The 16,327-nt window shown below is 75.4% G+C and carries 14 protein-coding genes; 6 read left to right on the top strand and 8 right to left on the bottom strand.

The genetic code is table 11. From position 1 onward, the window contains the following. The coding region (locus ABT093_RS39050) for a PepSY domain-containing protein (RefSeq protein ID WP_350572246.1) at positions 1-681 on the bottom strand (681 nt) is incomplete at its 3' end. A gap of 318 nt (positions 682-999) precedes the next feature. Between ABT093_RS39050 and ABT093_RS39045 the strand changes: the two genes are divergently transcribed. Together ABT093_RS39045 and ABT093_RS39040 are read left to right on the top strand one after the other, a co-directional pair. After that, the gene (locus ABT093_RS39045; protein WP_350572245.1) at positions 1,000-2,241 is read left to right on the top strand and encodes a helix-turn-helix domain-containing protein; all 1,242 of its coding nucleotides are present in this window, start codon (positions 1,000-1,002) and stop codon (positions 2,239-2,241) included. A 221-nt stretch (positions 2,242-2,462) separates the two neighbouring features. Beyond that, positions 2,463-4,268, top strand: a complete 1,806-nt coding sequence (locus tag ABT093_RS39040) for a hypothetical protein (RefSeq protein ID WP_350572244.1) — start codon at positions 2,463-2,465, stop codon at positions 4,266-4,268. Between the two features lie 28 nt (positions 4,269-4,296). Here ABT093_RS39040 and ABT093_RS39035 read toward each other — a convergent pair whose 3' ends face one another. Next, positions 4,297-4,920 carry a carbonic anhydrase gene (locus ABT093_RS39035; RefSeq protein WP_350572243.1) on the bottom strand — a complete coding sequence of 208 codons (624 nt, stop codon included), beginning with the start codon at positions 4,918-4,920 and terminating at the stop codon, positions 4,297-4,299. 125 nt (positions 4,921-5,045) lie between these two features. On the opposite strand from ABT093_RS39035, the gene ABT093_RS39030 reads away from it, so the two are divergent. Continuing rightward, positions 5,046-5,417 carry a low affinity iron permease family protein gene (locus ABT093_RS39030; protein WP_350572242.1) on the top strand — a complete coding sequence of 124 codons (372 nt, stop codon included), beginning with the start codon at positions 5,046-5,048 and terminating at the stop codon, positions 5,415-5,417. A gap of 453 nt (positions 5,418-5,870) precedes the next feature. On the opposite strand, the gene ABT093_RS39025 is transcribed toward ABT093_RS39030, so the two are convergent. Next, positions 5,871-6,806: a hypothetical protein gene (locus ABT093_RS39025; protein ID WP_350572241.1), complete on the bottom strand. Its 936-nt coding sequence runs from the start codon at positions 6,804-6,806 to the stop codon at positions 5,871-5,873. A gap of 411 nt (positions 6,807-7,217) precedes the next feature. Between ABT093_RS39025 and ABT093_RS39020 the strand changes: the two genes are divergently transcribed. Then, positions 7,218-8,576, top strand: coding sequence for a PP2C family protein-serine/threonine phosphatase (locus ABT093_RS39020; RefSeq protein ID WP_502884421.1), 1,359 nt, complete (start codon positions 7,218-7,220; stop codon positions 8,574-8,576). Between the two features lie 15 nt (positions 8,577-8,591). Here ABT093_RS39020 and ABT093_RS39015 read toward each other — a convergent pair whose 3' ends face one another. Continuing rightward, on the bottom strand, positions 8,592-9,572 hold the full coding sequence (locus ABT093_RS39015; RefSeq protein ID WP_350572240.1) for an ArsR/SmtB family transcription factor: 981 nt from the start codon (positions 9,570-9,572) through the stop codon (positions 8,592-8,594). A gap of 114 nt (positions 9,573-9,686) precedes the next feature. Here ABT093_RS39015 and ABT093_RS39010 point away from each other — a divergent pair, with 114 nt between their 5' ends. Then, complete coding sequence (locus ABT093_RS39010; RefSeq protein ID WP_350572239.1) at positions 9,687-10,895, top strand: MFS transporter; 1,209 nt, start codon at positions 9,687-9,689, stop codon at positions 10,893-10,895. 81 nt (positions 10,896-10,976) lie between these two features. Here the strand turns inward: ABT093_RS39010 and ABT093_RS39005 are convergent, their stop codons facing one another. From ABT093_RS39005 to ABT093_RS38990, 4 genes are all read right to left on the bottom strand, one after another. Further along, positions 10,977-11,930, bottom strand: a complete 954-nt coding sequence (locus ABT093_RS39005; RefSeq protein ID WP_350572238.1) for an AraC family transcriptional regulator — start codon at positions 11,928-11,930, stop codon at positions 10,977-10,979. Positions 11,931-12,071: 141 nt separating this feature from the next. Beyond that, the gene (locus ABT093_RS39000; protein WP_350572237.1) at positions 12,072-12,419 is read right to left on the bottom strand and encodes an STAS domain-containing protein; all 348 of its coding nucleotides are present in this window, start codon (positions 12,417-12,419) and stop codon (positions 12,072-12,074) included. Between the two features lie 154 nt (positions 12,420-12,573). Further along, entirely contained in the window at positions 12,574-14,112 is a 1,539-nt protein-coding gene (locus ABT093_RS38995; RefSeq protein ID WP_350572236.1) for a TolB family protein, read from the bottom strand. Positions 14,113-14,288: 176 nt separating this feature from the next. Continuing rightward, positions 14,289-15,041, bottom strand: a complete 753-nt coding sequence (locus ABT093_RS38990; protein WP_350572235.1) for a VIT1/CCC1 transporter family protein — start codon at positions 15,039-15,041, stop codon at positions 14,289-14,291. Between the two features lie 101 nt (positions 15,042-15,142). Here ABT093_RS38990 and ABT093_RS38985 point away from each other — a divergent pair, with 101 nt between their 5' ends. Then, on the top strand, positions 15,143-16,093 hold the full coding sequence (locus ABT093_RS38985) for an MBL fold metallo-hydrolase (RefSeq protein ID WP_350572234.1): 951 nt from the start codon (positions 15,143-15,145) through the stop codon (positions 16,091-16,093). Positions 16,094-16,327 lie beyond the last annotated feature (234 nt).

The raw sequence follows: 16,327 nt of genomic DNA, 5'->3' as shown, positions 1-16,327 counted from the left end.
GTAGGAGCTGCCGGAGCCGGTGGTGCTGATGGTGGGGGAGGGGCCGTTCCACTTGCTGTTCAGCGTGCCGGCCCGCACGTCGTCGTAGCTGTCGATGACCTCGCCGGTGGTGGCGTCGACGAAGACGTGCAGACGGCTGGGGGCGCCGCCGTTGCTCCCGCTGAGGACGGTCTCCCAGGCGAGGCGGCCGCTGTCGCCGTCCTTGACGCGCACGACGAGTCGGCGCGACTCGACGGAGTCGACGACGGCGAGCTTGGTGCGCGCGGTCTTCTCGGCCTTCTGGGCGCTGATCCGGGCGCTGGTGGCACTCCCGATGCGGGCGGCGGCGGCGGACTGCGATCCGCGCACCTGGCCCTGGGCGTCGGCGAGGACGACCGCGTCGCCGCCGACCACGGGCAGGCCCTTGTAGGTGCGCTCGTAGGCGACCGAGTAGAGGCCGCCCACCCACGGGGTGACGGACTGGCGCTCGTAGGTCTCGTCGGGGCCCTTGGCCAGGGCGTCCAGGCCTGCCGCGGCCGCCCGGTCGGCGGCGCTCACGGCGGCGGCCAGGGCGCTGGGCGGCGCGGGGGTGGGCGCGGGCGCGGCGACGGCCGGGACCGCGGTGGCGGCTATCGTGCCGGCCAGCAGGGTCAGGGTGGTCGCGGCGGTCAGCAACCGGCCCGCGGTAACACTGCGTTTCATCGAGGCTCCTAGCAGGTGGGGGTCCTCGACCGCGGAAGGCAGGGCTGATGGCACACCGCAGGGCCGTGTTTCGGGGACGGCCGTGCGGGCCGTCCGCGCTCGGGTGCTCGAACCCTCACATGGCGTCATGCTCCGGTCAATGACCGGTGCGTGTGATGCGCGGGGTTGGCAAGTTTCGTCAAGAACCCCGGGCCCGGACGGCGGAAGGTCTGCCCGAAAGTGCCGTTGATTGGGGATCCCGGAGCGGTTCCCGTAGCCTGACCTGCGGGTTCGGCGGGATGCCGGGCCGAGGGGCGGTGCGGGGGGTCACGAGTGGGCGTGGAGAGCGACGAGTTCGCCGGAATGCTGCGGGGGCTGAAGGAGCGTTCGGGCCACAGCTACGGTGTGCTCGCGACCCGGCTGCACGTCAGCACCTCCACGCTGCACCGCTACTGCCACGGCGCGGCGGTCCCCACCGAGTACGCGCCGGTCGAGCGGTTCGCCCGGGTGTGCGGGGCGAACGGCGACGAACTCGTCGCCCTGCACCGCTGCTGGCTCCTGGCGGACGCGGCACGGCGCCGGGAGGCGGGCACGGCGACGCCCAGGCCCCGGCCGGAACCCGCGCCGGCTCCGGATCCCGTTCCCGTGCCGGTGGTGGCGACGGCGCCGGCACCGCGAGCGCCGGGGGAGGCGGCCCGGCGCCGGCTCAGGGCGCTGCTCGGCGCCGTGGTCGTGATCGGCCTGATCGCCGCCGCGTCGGCGTTCGTGCTGAACGGCCGCCGCGGACCGGCCGCCCTCCCGGCCGCGACCACCTCCGGCTCCGCCGCGACCGCGTCTCCCACCGCGAGCGCGCCCCCGAGTGCCGTCCCGTCGGGCGCCGCCTCGTCGAGTGCCCCGTCGACGCCGTCGCCGTCGCCGCCGCCCGCCGCCTCCGTGCCGGCACCGGCCGACGACACCTCCGCGCCCTTCCACGTCAACGTGTTGACCGACAACTGGGGCAGCCCCTGCGGGCAGTGGTTCCTCTCCACCCGCTCCCCGGCCCAGGTGGCCGTGCCGCCGGACACCTCGGCGGACGTCGACAGCTGGGCGGCCGCCCAGCAGGGCGTTCCCGGCGGGCACCTCCGGCTGCAACTGACCGCCCAGGGCGCCGACGCCACGCCGGTCGTCCTGCACGCCGCCTACATCCAGGTCGTCAGCACCCGCCCGGCGCCCAAGGGGAACGCCTACACGCCCGGCTCCGGCTGCGGCGGCGGCCTCACCCCGGCCGCCTTCGCGGTGGACCTCGACGCGCCCGCGCCCCGCGCCACCGCGGTGCCGGCCCAGGAGAGCACGGGCAAGCCCGTCCTCTCGACCTTCCCGTTCCGCGTCTCCGCGACCGACCCGCAGGTCATCAACGTCGACGCCGCCACCGCCGCGCAGGACGTCAGCTGGTACCTCGACCTGGTCTGGAGCAGCGGCGACCGCCAGGGCCGGCTCCGCGTCGACGACCACGGCCGCCCCTTCCGTACCGTGGGCATCCGCGACGCGGCGGCCTACTTCCACGACGGCAAGCGCTGGTCCCCGACCACGCCCGACCTCTGACCCGCCCGGCGCCCGGCCGACCCGCGGAACACCGCCACCGCCGCCGACCTGGCGCCGGCGGCACACCCCTCGGGCCCGGGAGGTCCGGCGCCCCCGAACCGGACCTGGAAGCCCGCTGATCCCCGCCCTCCCGGGCGCTTGCCGATCGGGCCGGGCGGGAAGGACGGGACCGAGGCCCGGGCCCGGGGGAGCCGGCGGCGGGGCGCGGAGTGGGGGACACGGTGACGGAGCAGGGAGTCCGGCGGGGCGCGGTGCGGCGCGGGGCGCTGGCCCTGGCCGTCTGGTGGCTGTGGATGCCGCTGCTCGCGGTGCTGGTGTGGCTGGTCAAGCACGCCGTGTTCGGCGGCTTCGGACAGCAGGACCAGAGCTACGTCCTGCTGATCCGGCAGCAGTTCTTCCCGCACGGCGGCGTGCTGGACGCGGCGCCGCTGTTCTGGTTCTGGGTCGCGGTGGGCCTGTGCGGCACGGTCGGGGCGATCGTCCACGTCGCGGACGGCTCCGGGGCGGGGCTCGGCGGGTGGCGGGTGCGGCTGGCCCTCGCGGTGGCGGTGCTGGCGGTGGCCGGCTCACTGGTGCGCGCGGGCACCGGGCTCTGGGACGACGACAAGGACGAGGGCCGCTTCTACGCGGCGGCCACCGTGCTCGACGTCCCGGCCGGTGGCGCGGGCACCCCGCGTTCGGTGCTGCCGGTCACCGAGCACACCCGCCCGGGCGACGGCGGGCGCTGCGACCTGGTGGGCACGGCGGACGTGCCGGCCTGCGTGAAGACCGCGCCGATGCCGGACTTCGACTTCGAGGCCCGCACCGCCTCCTACGCGGCGGCGACCAAGGCGCTCACCGACAGCGCCGGTCTGACCTCCGGGACCCACCTGCTGGGCCGCAGCCTGCACTACCTGCCCGACGACTCGCCGGGCGGCGGGGTGTGGACGGCGGTCCTGGACGGCTCCGGCGAGCAGCCGATGGAGGGCGTCGCGGTGTGGGACGGCCGCTCGAACTCCGTGGCCACCTGCGTCTTCCGCGGCGACCACGCCTTCGGCCGGGCCTTCGCCGGCTCGGGAGCCGTCAGCCTGCGCAACCTGCTGGCCGAGCGCTTCCCGGCGCTCGTCTACGGCGACAACGACATCCAGGGCTACTGCGACGGCGCCGACCCCCGCACCGCCCGGCCGGTGGTGGTGATCGCGGTGTCACGGCAGATCGGCTACCGCCAGCGCACGGTGCTGGAGCCGGCCGGTGTGCTGGTGCTGCGCGGCTCCCCGGACGGCCGCCCGGACGTGACCTACCGGGAGACGGTGGCCCCGGGCGAACTGCCGGGGGCGGTGTACCCGACCTCGGTGGTCCGCTCGCAGATCCACGAGGTGCAGTGGCTCGGTGGCCGCGGCGCCAAGGACGACCGGGGCTTCGGCTACGCGCACACCTCGGCGGCGACCAACGCCACCAACCCGGGCGAGTTCCTGCTGCGCTCCAGGGCGGACGGCCACCTGTACTTCGTCACGCCGCTGGTGCCGAGGGAGAGCTCCTCGCAGCTGGTGGTGGCGTTCGCGGTCGTCCGGGCCGACCGCGCCGGCGGCGGCCTCAACGACCTGCACGTCTACGTGCGCGGCGACGACGCCCCGTCGGTGAACCTGGACGTGTTGGCCAGCCGGATGGTGTCGTACATGGCGCAGCAGACCGCGATCGCCATCAGCGCAGGTCAGGGCGGCGCGCTGCAGGAGATCATCCCGTACGGGCGGGACATGTGGCGCGGCTTCGTGGACTTCAACGGGCAGACCCAGGACTACATCGACCTGTCGGGCGACGCCACGGTGACGCCCAACCTGGTGTCGCTGAACGGCAGCATCACCCCACCGGGCGCCCAGCCGTCCCCGGCCCCGTCCCCGGCCCCGACCGCCCAGCCCTCGCCCGGACCGGCCGGCGGATGCGGCGGCGACCCCGGACAGCTCACCACCGCGCAGCTGGCGGCCTGCGTCGCGGAACTCTCCCGGGCCCTCCAGGGCCGCGTCCAGGGCGAGCCCGCCCCCCGGCCCTGACCCACAGGCCGACCGGGGGGCGCCGGCCTCAGGAGGCGGAGCCGGCCGGCACGTCCAGGCCGTGGGCCGTCACCAGGTGGGCGGTGCCGTCGGCCAGCCGGTAGGAGATCCCGATCACCGCGGCCGTACCGGCCTCGACGGCCTGGGCGAGGGTGCGCGAGCGCTCCAGGAGGAGGTCGACGGTGTGCTCGATGTGGATGTCGATGAAGTCGGAGTCCTCCGTGCGCCCGGCCGCCCGGGCGGCCAGCACGCTCGGGGTCACGCGCTCGATCACGTCCCGCACGTAACCGGTGGCCGTGGTGCCCTCCTGGACGGCCTCGCGGGTCGCGGCGACGGCGCCGCAGGAGTCGTGCCCGAGGACGACGACCAGCGGGCTGCCGAGCACGCTGACGCCGTACTCGATGCTGCCGAGCACCTCCGAGCCGACCACGTGACCGGCGGTGCGGACCACGAACAGATCGCCGAGACCCTGGTCGAAGATGATCTCGGCGGCCAGCCGGGAGTCGGAGCAGCCGAACAGGACCGCGAACGGACTCTGGGCCGGGGCGGTGGCGGTCCGCCGCGCCGCGTCCTGGTTGGGGTGCTCGGGGGCGCCCGCCGTGAATCGACGGTTGCCGGCCAGCAGGGTCTCCAGGGCGGTCTGGACAGTCATTCGATCACCGGTCATAGGCGGCAGCCTACGGGGGCCGCCGCCACCGGGCAGCACCGGGGACCCGGACGGACGGGTGTGCGGACACTCCGACCGGGTACACGCGCGGTCACGGAAGGGTGAGCGACATGACGTTCCAGCACCCCGCCCGGCGGCGGGAGGACGGAAGACGCGGCCGGTTCGAGCAGTTCGCGGAACTGGCGTCGAACCTCACCAGCTCGCCCGCGTTCGCGGTGTTCTGCCTGGTGCTGGTCGCCCTGTTCGTGGCCGTGCACGCGGCAGGGCTCTCCACGGAGTGGCAGATCCTCGCCGGCGACGCCATGACGGCCGTGACCCTGCTGCTCCTGGCGATGCTGAAGAACGCCGAGCGGCGCGCCGAGCACGCCATCCAGCGCAAGCTCGACGCGATCGCCCGCGCCATGCTCGAACAGCGGGAGGGCGAGGGCGGGCAGGCCCAGGAGGACCTGGGGTCCGCCGTCGGGATCGAGGAGCGCCTGTAGCGGCGGCCGTCCCCCGGCGCCGGGGAACGGCCGCCGGGGGACGGGTGCGTCAGGAGACCGCGACCTCGCCGAGCTGCAGGTAGTGGTCACCGAACTGGTCGGTGCTCAGCCGGGTGCCGGTGATCTTCACGTAGCGCGCCGTGGCCGGCGCGAACGGGAGGGTCAGGGTGGGTCACCCCGCCGGTCGGCCGCTGAGGGGCGGGCGAGGAGGAGAAGACGTGGTCCGCGCCGCTGGCGACCCAGACCGAGGGCGGGGTGGCGGCGCCCGCCTGGGCGGGAAGCACCGAGGCCACGATCAGTCCCGCCAGGGCCGTTATTGACGCCCTTGCAGCCATTGTCCCCACAGCATCCCTTTCGCGATCAACCGGTCCGCACACGGCCGGGCCGTGGCGCTGCCAGTCATATCGCACGAGGAGCATCCGGTCCCGCTCTTCGGTGGAAAAGTGGAATCCGTCACCCCGTTCCGCCCCGGCGCCGCCGGCGGCCCCGCGGGGCGGGCTCCAGCGGGAGCTGGTCGCCGGTGGCGCCGGTCTCCAGCCGTCCGTAGTCCGGGTGGTCCAGCCGGTGGTGGACGTAGATCTGATCGGCCCACGGCGGGTCGAAGGGCGTGAACGCGCGCAGGCCCAGCACCCGTCCGATCGCGCGGTCGTGGTGGGCGGCGTTGAAGTCGGCGACGGCGGCCGCCTCCCCGATCCGCTCGATCGTGCCCGGCAGGTCGTCGAGGTAGCAGGTGACCCGCGGCAGCAGGTGCGCGTGCGCGGCCCCCCGGAACAGGTCGAGGGCCGTCGCCGTCGAGGAGTAGTAGTCCAGGTCGAGGGCGACGAAACCGACCGGATGGTCGCGCAGCACCCCGGCGCGCGCGTCCAGGTACTCGGGCAGCGTCCGGGCCAGGTCGCCGATCACCAGCTCGGCCGGTCCCAGCCGGGCGCGCAGCCGGTCGTGGTCCATCGTGTAGTAGCCGGGGGCGAACAGGTAGGGCAGGTCCCGGGGGTCCTCGGCGGCGGGCAGCCCCGCCCCGCTGTCGAACCCGACGACCCGCACCGCCACCCCGGTGGCGGCGGCGTAGTACCGGGCGTGCTCGGCGAGCGCCAGCAGCCCGTTGCCGCCGGCCACCCCGAACTCCACCACCGTGACGCCCCGGTGCCCCAGCCGCGCCGCCGACTCGGTGGCCCGCCGCACGCCGTAGGCGTAGTGCGGCCGCTCGACCAGGCCGAACCGGTACGCGGCCGCCGGACCGACGCCGGGCAGCCGCCGCAGCAGCCGGTTGCGCGCCGCGGTCCGGGTGCCGGACTTCGACCACTCCCACAGGACGTCGGCCAGCCCGCCGGCCGGCCGCCGGCCGAACGGATGCCCCTTCTGGGCGGTCGAAGACGAACCCCTGCGCACCATGTCCCTCCCCGGTACGACGACGACGGTCGGAGGCATCCCTACCCTTCCGACCCCTGCGGCGAATCGGCCCGCCGGAACCCGCGGGAGGCGAGGGTGGCATCGAGCACGTGAGGTGCCCGGCCGTCAGGGGCGGCGTGGCGCCGCCACCGTGATCCGCCGTCACCGGCTCCGGCCCGGACACCGTGGCGGGGCGCCTCGCCGGTCACCCGGTATGTTGATCATCCGCCGGCGTCCGACCGCCTCCCGTCGGTTGGCCCGCCCCGCTGACCCGCGGCGCGCGGCGTCGTCGCCCGGGGCCGTGGGTGGGCCGTCCGGTCCGGTTCACGCGGTCGGTCCACGGGTGTCGGGCGTGGGTTCCCGTCCGTCCGGCGGCCGCCTGCGTAGCGTTGGCGCGATGAACGGGACGGTGTCGTGAATTCCGGCGTGGAGCCGGCCCGGCCGCCGGGTGAGGAGGACCACCCGGGGTTCCGGCCGGATCCGGACGAGCGGCTGGAAGGCGTCGCCGCGCAGCTGCGGGCCCTGGCGAGGGCCAAGAACCGGTTGCAGGGACTGCTGGCGGCGGTGCTCGCCATCGGCGGCGACCTCGACCTGCCGGCGGTGCTGCACCGCATCGTCACGACGGCCATGGACCTGGTCGGTGCCCGCTACGGCGCCCTCGGCGTGCTCGCCCCGTCCGGCGACCACCTGGAGCGGTTCATCACCGCCGGCCTGACGGCGGAGGAGCGCGCGGCCCTGACCGGCGTCGACTTCCCGCACGGCCGCGGCGTGCTCGGCCAGCTGATCCACCACCCCGAGCCGCTGCGTGTGGACGACATCCCCTCCCACCCGGCGTCGGTCGGCTTCCCGCCCGGCCATCCGCCGATGCGCACACTGCTCGGCGTGGCGGTCACCGTCCGCGGCGAGATCTACGGCGACCTCTACCTCTCCGAGCGCGAGGACGGCCGGCTGTTCGACGAGGAGGACGAGGAGATCGTGCGCGCCCTCGCGGGCGCGGCCGGTATCGCCATCGAGAACGCCCGTCTGTACGGCTACCTGCGCGACAGCGCGGAGCAGTTCCAGCGGCTGCTGCTGCCCACGCTGCCGGACCTCACCCCGTTCTCCGGGGCCGCGGTCTACCGCACCGCCGCCGAACCGGCCGGCGTCGGCGGCGACTGGTACGACGCCGCGGTCCTGCCCGACCGGGCCTGCGTGGCCGTCATCGGCGACGTGGTCGGCCACGACCTGAACGCGGCCGCCGCCATGGCCCAGGCACGCAACATGCTCCGCGCGCTGCTGTTCGACCGCAAGTCCCCGCCGAGCGCCGTCCTGACCCAGCTCGACCACACCGTGCGCGCCATCACCGACCTGCCCGTCACCACCGCCTGCCTGGCCCGGATCGAACCCGCCGCCGACGGCTGGACCCTGCACTGGAGCACCGCCGGTCACCTGCCGCCGCTCGTCCTCACCCCCGACGGGCACGCCCGGTACCTGCACGCCGAACCCGGCATCCCCCTGGGTGTCGACCCCGACATCCACCGGCCCGACCACAGCCACCCGCTGCCCGCCGGCAGCACGGTCGTCCTGTTCACCGACGGCCTCGTCGAGGACCCCGGGTGCTCCATCGACGAGGGCCTGGACACCCTCGCCGCCCTCGCCGCAGCCCACGCCGCCGACCCCCTGGACGCCCTCGTCCGCGCCCTCGCCGACCACCACCCCAGCGACGGCCACGACGACATGGCCATCCTCGCCATCCGCACCCCCGCCCCGCCCCGGCCCGGTCCGCTCGCGTAGCGGCGGCCCGGGCCCTCAGCCGCCGCCCCCGGCCGCCGCCAGGGCGTCGCCGAGGGCGGTGCGCTGGTAGAGCACGGAGCGTCCCGAGCGGGCCCGGCTGAGCAGACCGGCGTTGAGCAGGACGGCGAGGTGGTCGCCGACCGCGCCGGTCGCCAGCCGGAGCTGACGGGCGAGCTGGCTGGTGCTGGCGGGGGTGTCCAGCGCGGTCAGGATCCGCGCCCGGGAGCCTCCGAGGAGCGCGCCGAGCGCCCGGGGCGCCGCGGCGGGCGCCGTCTCCAGCAGGGCGGCGGTGCCGCGGGCGGGATAGATCAGGGTCTTCGGCCAGGGCGCCGCCAGATGCGCGGCCACGGTCGGCCGGACGAACACCGAGGGGATCAGCAGCAGTCCCTCCCCGGCCACCGCGACGGTGTCGGTGGGCAGGTCGATCTCGATCGCCCCGTCGCGCCACAGCACGCCGTCGTGCAGGTCGGCGATCACGGCCGCCCAGCCCTGCTCGCCGATCCGGCCGACGCGGTGGACCACGTCCCGCTCGCAGACCGCGCGCAGCTGCGGCCAGTCGGCGGCCAGGAGCTCGTGCCAGGCCTCGTCCAGGGCGGCGGCGATCCGCTCCACCACGTCCGGCGCGGCCAGGATCCGCCCGACCCGGGCCTCGGTGACCGGCCGCACGGCCAGCGCGCGGGCGATCTCGGCGCGGGCCCGGGCGGGCGGCGTCGAGCGGATGGCGGCCAGGTCGTCGGCCCAGGTCTGGGCCGGGCCCCGGGGCGGCGCGGCGAGGAAGTCGGGGGCGGAGCGCGGCGTGTGCAGGGCGAGCGCCGCGTCCAGGTCGCCCGCGGCGCGCAGCCGCTCGAAGACGGGGCGCAGCCGAGCCGTCCACGCGGCGGGCAGCCGCCCGCCCCGGCCGTCCAGGGCCCGCAGCAGGCCGGCCAGTTCGATGGCGGGGGAGAGGGCGAAGCGGCTGCGCAGCAGCGCCTCGGCGGCGACCTCGAAGCGGAGCATCCCCCGAGCCTACGACGCGGGCGCGCGGCCCCGGGCGTGCGGTCCCGGGCGCGGCCTTACGCCGGGGGACGAATCACTCGCCCCGGCCGGGACACCACCGGAAGGCTGCCGCGCATGACCACTCACCCGCCGACGCGTCGCACCACCTACCGGGAGGTCCTGGCCGAACGCCGGTTCAGACTGCTCTTCCTCACCCGTGCCGTGGCGATCACCGCCGACTCGCTGCGCATCTCGGCGTTCTCCGTCCTGGTCTTCAGCACCACGGGCTCGCCCCTGCTGAGCGCGGTGTCCTTCGGGGCGGGCTTCCTGCCCCAGATGTTCGGCACCGTGCTGCTCGGCTCGCTCGCCGACCGGCTGCCGCCGCGGGCGCTGATCGCCGGCGGCTACCTGCTGGAGAGCGCGGCGGCGCTGGCCCTGGCCCTGCTGCCGCTGTCCGTCACGGCGGACCTGGCGCTGGTGGCGCTCGTCGCCCTGGTGACGCCGGTGTTCCACGGCGCCTCCGGGCGGCTGGTGGCCCGTTGGCTGACGGGGGACGCCTATGTGCTGGGGCGGTCGCTGAACAGCATGGCCTCCTCGGTCGCCCAACTCGCGGGCCTGGCCCTCGGCGGCGCGGCGGTGGCCGCCCTGGGCACCCGTCAGGCGCTCGCCGTCGGCGCGGCCCTGCATCTCTCGGCGGCGGTGGCGGCGCGCCTGGGCCTGCCGCGGCTGAAGGCCGACGGTGAGCCGTCCGGCTCGGTGGCGAAGGCCGGCCTGCGCGGGACGGCCGCCCTCCTGGGTGCCCGGGACCCGCGCCGGCTGCTGCTGGCGCAATGGCTGCCGGGCGCCGCCGCGGCCGGTGCCGAGGCGCTGATCGTCGCCTACGCGGGGCAGCACCACTTCGCCCCCGGCAGCTACGCCCTGCTGATGGCCTGTGTGCCGGCCGGCATGCTGGCGGGCGCCCTGGTGGTGGGCCGTCTCCTGCGGCCCTCCGTGCGGGAGCGGCTGGTGGCCCCGCTCGCCGCGGTGACGGGGCTTCCCCTGCTGGCCTTCGCGGCCGGTCCGGGCGTCGGGACGAGCGCGGTCCTGCTGTTCTGCGCCGGCACCGGCTTCGCCTACGCCCTGGGGCTGCAGCGCGCCTTCGTGGACTGCGTGCCCGCCGCTCTCCAGGGCCAGGCGTTCGGGCTGCTGCACTCCGGGACCATGACCCTGCAGGGCGTCGGCCCCGCCTGTTTCGGCCTCCTCACCGCGGCGGCCGGAACCGGCACCGCGATGGCCGCGGCCGGCGCCGCCACCCTGCTGACCGCCTGGTGGATCGCCGGCTGGCACACCGCGGCACCGGCGTAGCCGCCGGTCACGGGCCGCCCGGCGGGCGGGTCCTCCCGGCCTCGCCGGCACCGGACCGCTCCCGTCGGCACCGCACCAGGTTCAGCCGCGCTCGCGCAGGGTGTCGCCGGGCCGCCGCAGGTAGGTGCGGCGGTACAGGCCCGCGAAGTGGCCGGCGTGCGCGAAGCCCCAGCGCATCGCGATCCGGGTCACCGTCGTGCCGGCCGGGTCGGCGGCCAGCAGCTCCCGGTGCGCCGCGTCCAGGCGCACCCGGCGCAGATGGGCGAGCGGGGTGGTCCCGAGATGCCTGCGGAAGGCGTACTGCAGGCCCCTCGGGGTGACGAAGGCGGCCGCCGCGATGTCCGCGAGCGCGATGTCCCGCTCCGCGTTCGCCTCGATGAACGCGACCGCCCGGCGCACCGTGGCGGGCATGGCGTCCGTCCGGTCCGCCGCCGGGTCGGTGCGGGCGGTGTGCGGCAGGGCCGCCAGGGTCGCGGCCGCCAGGTGCTGGGCCGCGGTGGCCACGAGCAGAGCGCTCTCGCAGGCGACCGGGTTGTCCAGGACGTGGTCGCGCACATAGGCGACGGCGGCGCCCAGCTGCCGGTTCGCCGCCTGGTCGGCGGCGCGGGCCCCGGTCAGCCGGACCGGCCCGCTGCCGTCGGCGCCGGTGGGGGCGACGGCGTCCAGCAGACCGCTGTCGAACATGGCGATGGTGTAGCGGGCCGCGCGGACCTCGCCCCGGTAGGGGGCGTCCGGAGGGGCGATCAGGAACGTCTCGCCGGGGCCGAACACCGTCTCCTCCCCGCCCGCGTCCCGGACGGCGAGCGTGCCGGAGTGCATGCTGATCAGGCACACCCGGCGCAGGCTCTCGGCGTTGAAGGCCATGTCGTAGCCGAAGGACAACCGGTCCACGCTCAGCCCGCCCACCGCCCGGCGGTTGATGCGTGCCCTCGCGTCGACCACCGACTTGCCGATGCGCATCGGCGTGTAGGCGGTGGAGAGGAACTCCTCCGTGGCCTCCGCGCTCGCGCTGTCGAAGGACAACGACTCGATCATCGTCACCACCCGTCCGTCGGCACGGCGGCCTGCTCCGCGTGCCGGGTGTGACGACGCTACGCGCCCGCGCGCCCGGAGGAAAACCCGGCCGCGGCGGTACGGGCCGGACGGTGGACGTTCACCCGTTCACCCGCTCACCGTTCAGCAGTGCGCGTCGGTGGGGTCGAGGCCGGCACCGTCCTCGACCTCGACCTCGAGAACGGTGTCGACCTCGGTGATCCTCAGCAGCCGCCGCAGCTGCGGACGGGGCCGGGTGAGGCGGAAGGCGATGCCGGCCGTCATCGCGCTCCGGCGGGCCCGGAGGAACTCGTTCAGGCCCGCGGAGGCGCAGAACGTCAGCCCGGCGCAGTCGACCGTGATCAGGCTGGGGGCGGGCCGGTACCCGAGCGCGGCGTCCAGGGCCTCGGACAGGACGGCGGCGGTGTCCAGGTCGGCCTCGCCGTCCAGCACCAGTAGGCGGGTACCGGGCCCCGCGGGCCGATCGGTCACACGAAGCTCCGGGTACACGGTGCAGTCCCTTCGACAGCCGGGTGCCCGCCGGCGGACGGTCCCACCCCACAGTCGGCCCTCGGGGCACCGGACCGCAGCCGCGTGAGCGAACAACCCGACCGGCGGCCGTCCGGAAAACGAAACCCGGCCCCGGTCAGCTGTCCTCGTCCTCGCCCCGGTCGTCGCCGTCGCCGTGGTGGCGTCCGGTGGGCCTGGCGAAGACCTGGGACCGCTCGCTCTCCGGGGCGGCGGTTCCGGCGACCAGGTTGCCGCTGGTCGACTCGAACACCACCGTGCGGCCGGCGGCGTCCACGAAGGGCGCCCTGGAGGAACCGTTGCCGAGCGAGCCGTCCGGGGCGGTCGAGACCCGCTCGGTGCGGCCGGTGCGCAGGTCCTGGCGGTAGACGTCCCAGCCCTGGTGCTGCGGGCCGGACACCAGGTTGTCGGCGGCCGACTCGAAGTGGATCCAGCGGTTGTCCGCGGTGATCGAGCCGTGGTCGGAGGAGCCGACCGAGCTGGTGCCGGGCAGACCGCCGCTGACCTTCGTCACCGCGCCCGTCCTCAGGTCCCGGACGTGGAGCACGGTGTGGTAGCGGTGGCCGCCGGTGGAGCCGCCGGGCTCGGGCAGGGTGTAGATCGCGCGCTTCCCGTCGGGGCTGATCGTCGCCTCGAAGCTGGAGTAGCCGAGCACGCCGTCGAGGCCGACGCTCACCGGGGTGAGCTTCCCGGACGGCACGTCGTAGGTGTAGTAGACGGCGGAGGTCGGGTGGGCCGTGATCGTCTGCGCCGGGGCCTGCGGGACGCTGCGGCGCGCGGCCTCGGCGGCGCCCGGGGTGAGCTCCACGTCGGTGGCGGCGGACGCGGCGGCGAGGCCGGGCGTCTGCTCCTCCGGCAGCAGCTGGGAGAGCGAGGAGAAGCCGATGGTGCGGCCGTCCGCGCTGATCGTGGGGTGGAGCGACAGGAGCTCGCCGGGCCTGCCGTCGGCGTCGCGCGAGACCAGCCGGGTGGTGTGGGTCCACCGGTCGGTGAGGTAGACGTTGTACTTCCAGGTGTACGGCCTGGTGAGCGCGGGGTCGGGGGTGTCCACGACGGTCGGGTCCAGGTCCGTCCGGGAGGACACGAAGGCCACGTAGCGGCCGTCGGCGCTGATCGAGGGCGCGTAGGAGGCGTGGAACTTGTCGGTGTCGGTGCCGGTGGTGCTGCCGCTGACCAGTTCGGTGCGCCCCGTCCTGCGGTCGCGGACGTAGACCTCGTCGCGCCCCTTCACCGGAAGGCCGGGCACCACGTCCTCGGCGTCGCTCTCGAAGGCGACGTAGCGGCCGTTGGCGTTGATCGCGACGTAGTCGGTGAAGCCGTCCAGCGGCTCGTCCGCGTCGGACAGGTTGACGCGCTCGGTGCGCCCGGTGCGCAGGTCCCGCACGTAGGCGTCCCGCCAGCTCTTCCCGGGCTGTTCCACCAGGTTGGTGGCCCAGGAGGTGAACAGCACGTAGCGGCCGTCGGCGCTGATGCCCTGGCTCGCGGACTGGTCGTCGGGCACCGCGCCGTTCACCCCGGTGCTGACCTGGACCGTGCCGCGCGGCGGCGGGCCGGCCTGGGCCGGGGCGGCGGTGGCGGCGAGCAGGGCGGCCGCGGCCAGCGCGCCGGCGCCGCCCGCGAGCCACCGGTTGCGGGTCGTCCGGGTGGTACGAGTCATGAGTCCCCTCCGATCGCCCGGCCGGGCTCCCTCCCGGCGACGGGCTCTGCGGGACAGCCAAGCGCCGCGCGGGCTCCGTGGTCAACGTCCACGGGTATCCCCGCCCGAAAATACGTCAACAGACTTATAGCGCAAGGCGATCGGCCGGGTGGGCGGCTGCGCGCGGGCCCGGGTGCTCACAGCGTGGACGCGTGCAGCAGGGAACCGGCCGCGTAGGTGATCGCCATGGCCAGGGCGCCGCCGGCGACATTGCGCAGGACGGCGGGCCGGGCGGGCGCGTTGCCCAGGCGCGCGGAGCCCCAGCCGCAGACCGCGAGGGCGACCAGGACGGCGAAGACGGTCACCGGGACCCGCGCCGAGGCCGGCGGCAGCACGATCGCCAGCAGCGGCAGCATCGCGCCGACCGTGAAGGCCGCGAAGCTGGCCCAGGCGGCGTGCCACGGGTTGGCCAGCTCCTTCGGGTCGATTCCCAGTTCGACCTCGGCGTGCGCGGTGAGCGGGTCGTGCGCCGTCAGCTCCAGGGCGACCTGCCGCGCCAGCTGCGGCGTCAGCCCCTTGGCGGTGAGGAGTCCGGTCAGCTCGTCGAGTTCCGCCTCCGGCGCGGTGGCGAGCTCGTGGCGCTCCTGGGCCAGGGCCGCCCGTTCGGAATCGCGCTGGGTGCTGACCGAGACGTACTCCCCGGCGGCCATCGACAGCGATCCCGCCAGCAGTCCGGCCAGTCCCGCCGTCAGCAGTTCGCTCGCCGTGGACCGGGCGCCGGCCACGCCCACCACGAGTCCGGCCGTCGACACCACCCCGTCGTTGGCCCCCAGCACCCCGGCCCGCAGCCAGTTCAGCCGGCCGCCCAGGCCACCGGTCTCGTGCGGCTCGCCGTGATGCCGTCCGTCCGCCGCGGAACGCTCCCGCCGCTCGTCGTCAGCGTTGCCCATCCGCGGAGTATGGCAGCAGGCGGCCGCGGGGAGCGGAAGGCCCACCGCGGCCGGCGGGACCGGGTGGAACCGCGGCGCCGGTGTGATCGTCTTCTCGGGGCATGAGTGACAACACATGGGCCCGTCGAGGCCTCCTCCGTACGGCGGTCGCGGGGGCCGCCTTACTCCCCGTGGTCGGTGGCGCGGCCACGGCGGCCGCGAGCGAGCCGCAGCAGCCCCGGGGCGACGCCGAAACGGTGTTCACCTGGCTCGGCAACAGCGGTTGGCGGATCGAGGGCAACGGGAAGACCGTCCTGTTCGACCCGTACATCACGCGCTTCCCGACCAACGGTTTCGACCCGAAGACCCGGCTCACCATCGCCACCGACCTGGTCGACCGGCACATCGGCACGCCGGACATCGTCCTGGTCAGCCACAGCCACTGGGACCACGTCAACGACGTCCCCCACATCGCCAGGAGCCGGGGCATCCCCGTCGTGGGGACCGCCACCACCTGCCACCTGCTGCAGGCGATGGGCGTGGACCCCGCGCGGCTGATCGTGGTCAAGGGCGGCGAGGTGCTCGACTTCGGCGGGTTCGTCGTCGAGGTGGTGGCCAGTCTGCACAGCCGCAACGCCAAGCACCGCTACTGGGTCCCCGGCACGCTGAACGCGCCGCCGGCCAAGGCGCCCAGGACGATCGGCGACCTCCCCGAAGGCGACACCCTGGCCTTCCAGGTCCGGCTCGGTGACGGCCCGTCGGCCCTCCTGACCGGGGCGAGCGACTTGGTCGAGCGCAACTTCGCCGGTCTGGAGCCCGACATCGCGATGATCTCCGTGGAGAGCACCGCCCGGGCCGTCCACCGCTACGTTCCGCGGCTCCTCAAGGCCCTCGACTCCCCGCGAACGGTGATCCCCGTGCACTGGGACGACTTCGAGTCGCCGCTGACGAACCCGGCCGTCCAGGACCGGACGATGGACCTGGACGGCCTCGTCTCCCAGGTCCGCGCCCTGTCACCGGGCACCCGGCTGATCCGCCCCGAGCACCTGACGCCCCTGAGGCTGCGCGCCTAGCCGTCCGTCCTCGACCCGGACAAGGGGGTCGACCCGGCCGTCGACGACGCCGACGGCGTCCTGCTCGACGGCCGGACCGGCTACCTCTCGGACGGCGGAACCCTCCGGGCCCCGGGCCTGGCCGCGGGCCGGGCGGTCGCGTCGGGGCCGTCCCGCCAGCGGCCGGCCAGCACGTAGCCCAGCGAGGAGACGAGCATCGCCGCCGCCGAGGCGGCCAGTCCGGGCAGGCTGACC

Source organism: Kitasatospora sp. NPDC002551 (assembly GCF_040296005.1).
In the GTDB taxonomy this organism is placed as follows: Bacteria; Actinomycetota; Actinomycetes; order Streptomycetales; family Streptomycetaceae; genus Kitasatospora.
Note: the sequence above shows the minus strand (reverse complement) of the source record. Positions and strands in the feature narration are given on the sequence as shown.

Excerpts from the sequence above, each read along its gene's own strand:
- ABT093_RS38985 (WP_350572234.1), top strand. The coding sequence starts at position 15,143 with ATGAGTGACAACACATGGGCCCGTCGAGGCCTCCTCCGTACGGCGGTC.
- ABT093_RS39025 (WP_350572241.1), bottom strand. The coding sequence starts at position 6,806 with ATGGTGCGCAGGGGTTCGTCTTCGACCGCCCAGAAGGGGCATCCGTTC.
- ABT093_RS39005 (WP_350572238.1), bottom strand. The coding sequence starts at position 11,930 with ATGATCGAGTCGTTGTCCTTCGACAGCGCGAGCGCGGAGGCCACGGAG.
- ABT093_RS39010 (WP_350572239.1), top strand. The coding sequence starts at position 9,687 with ATGACCACTCACCCGCCGACGCGTCGCACCACCTACCGGGAGGTCCTG.
- ABT093_RS39030 (WP_350572242.1), top strand. The coding sequence starts at position 5,046 with ATGACGTTCCAGCACCCCGCCCGGCGGCGGGAGGACGGAAGACGCGGC.
- ABT093_RS39015 (WP_350572240.1), bottom strand. The coding sequence starts at position 9,572 with ATGCTCCGCTTCGAGGTCGCCGCCGAGGCGCTGCTGCGCAGCCGCTTC.
- ABT093_RS38995 (WP_350572236.1), bottom strand. The coding sequence starts at position 14,112 with ATGACTCGTACCACCCGGACGACCCGCAACCGGTGGCTCGCGGGCGGC.
- ABT093_RS39035 (WP_350572243.1), bottom strand. The coding sequence starts at position 4,920 with ATGACTGTCCAGACCGCCCTGGAGACCCTGCTGGCCGGCAACCGTCGA.
- ABT093_RS38990 (WP_350572235.1), bottom strand. The coding sequence starts at position 15,041 with ATGGGCAACGCTGACGACGAGCGGCGGGAGCGTTCCGCGGCGGACGGA.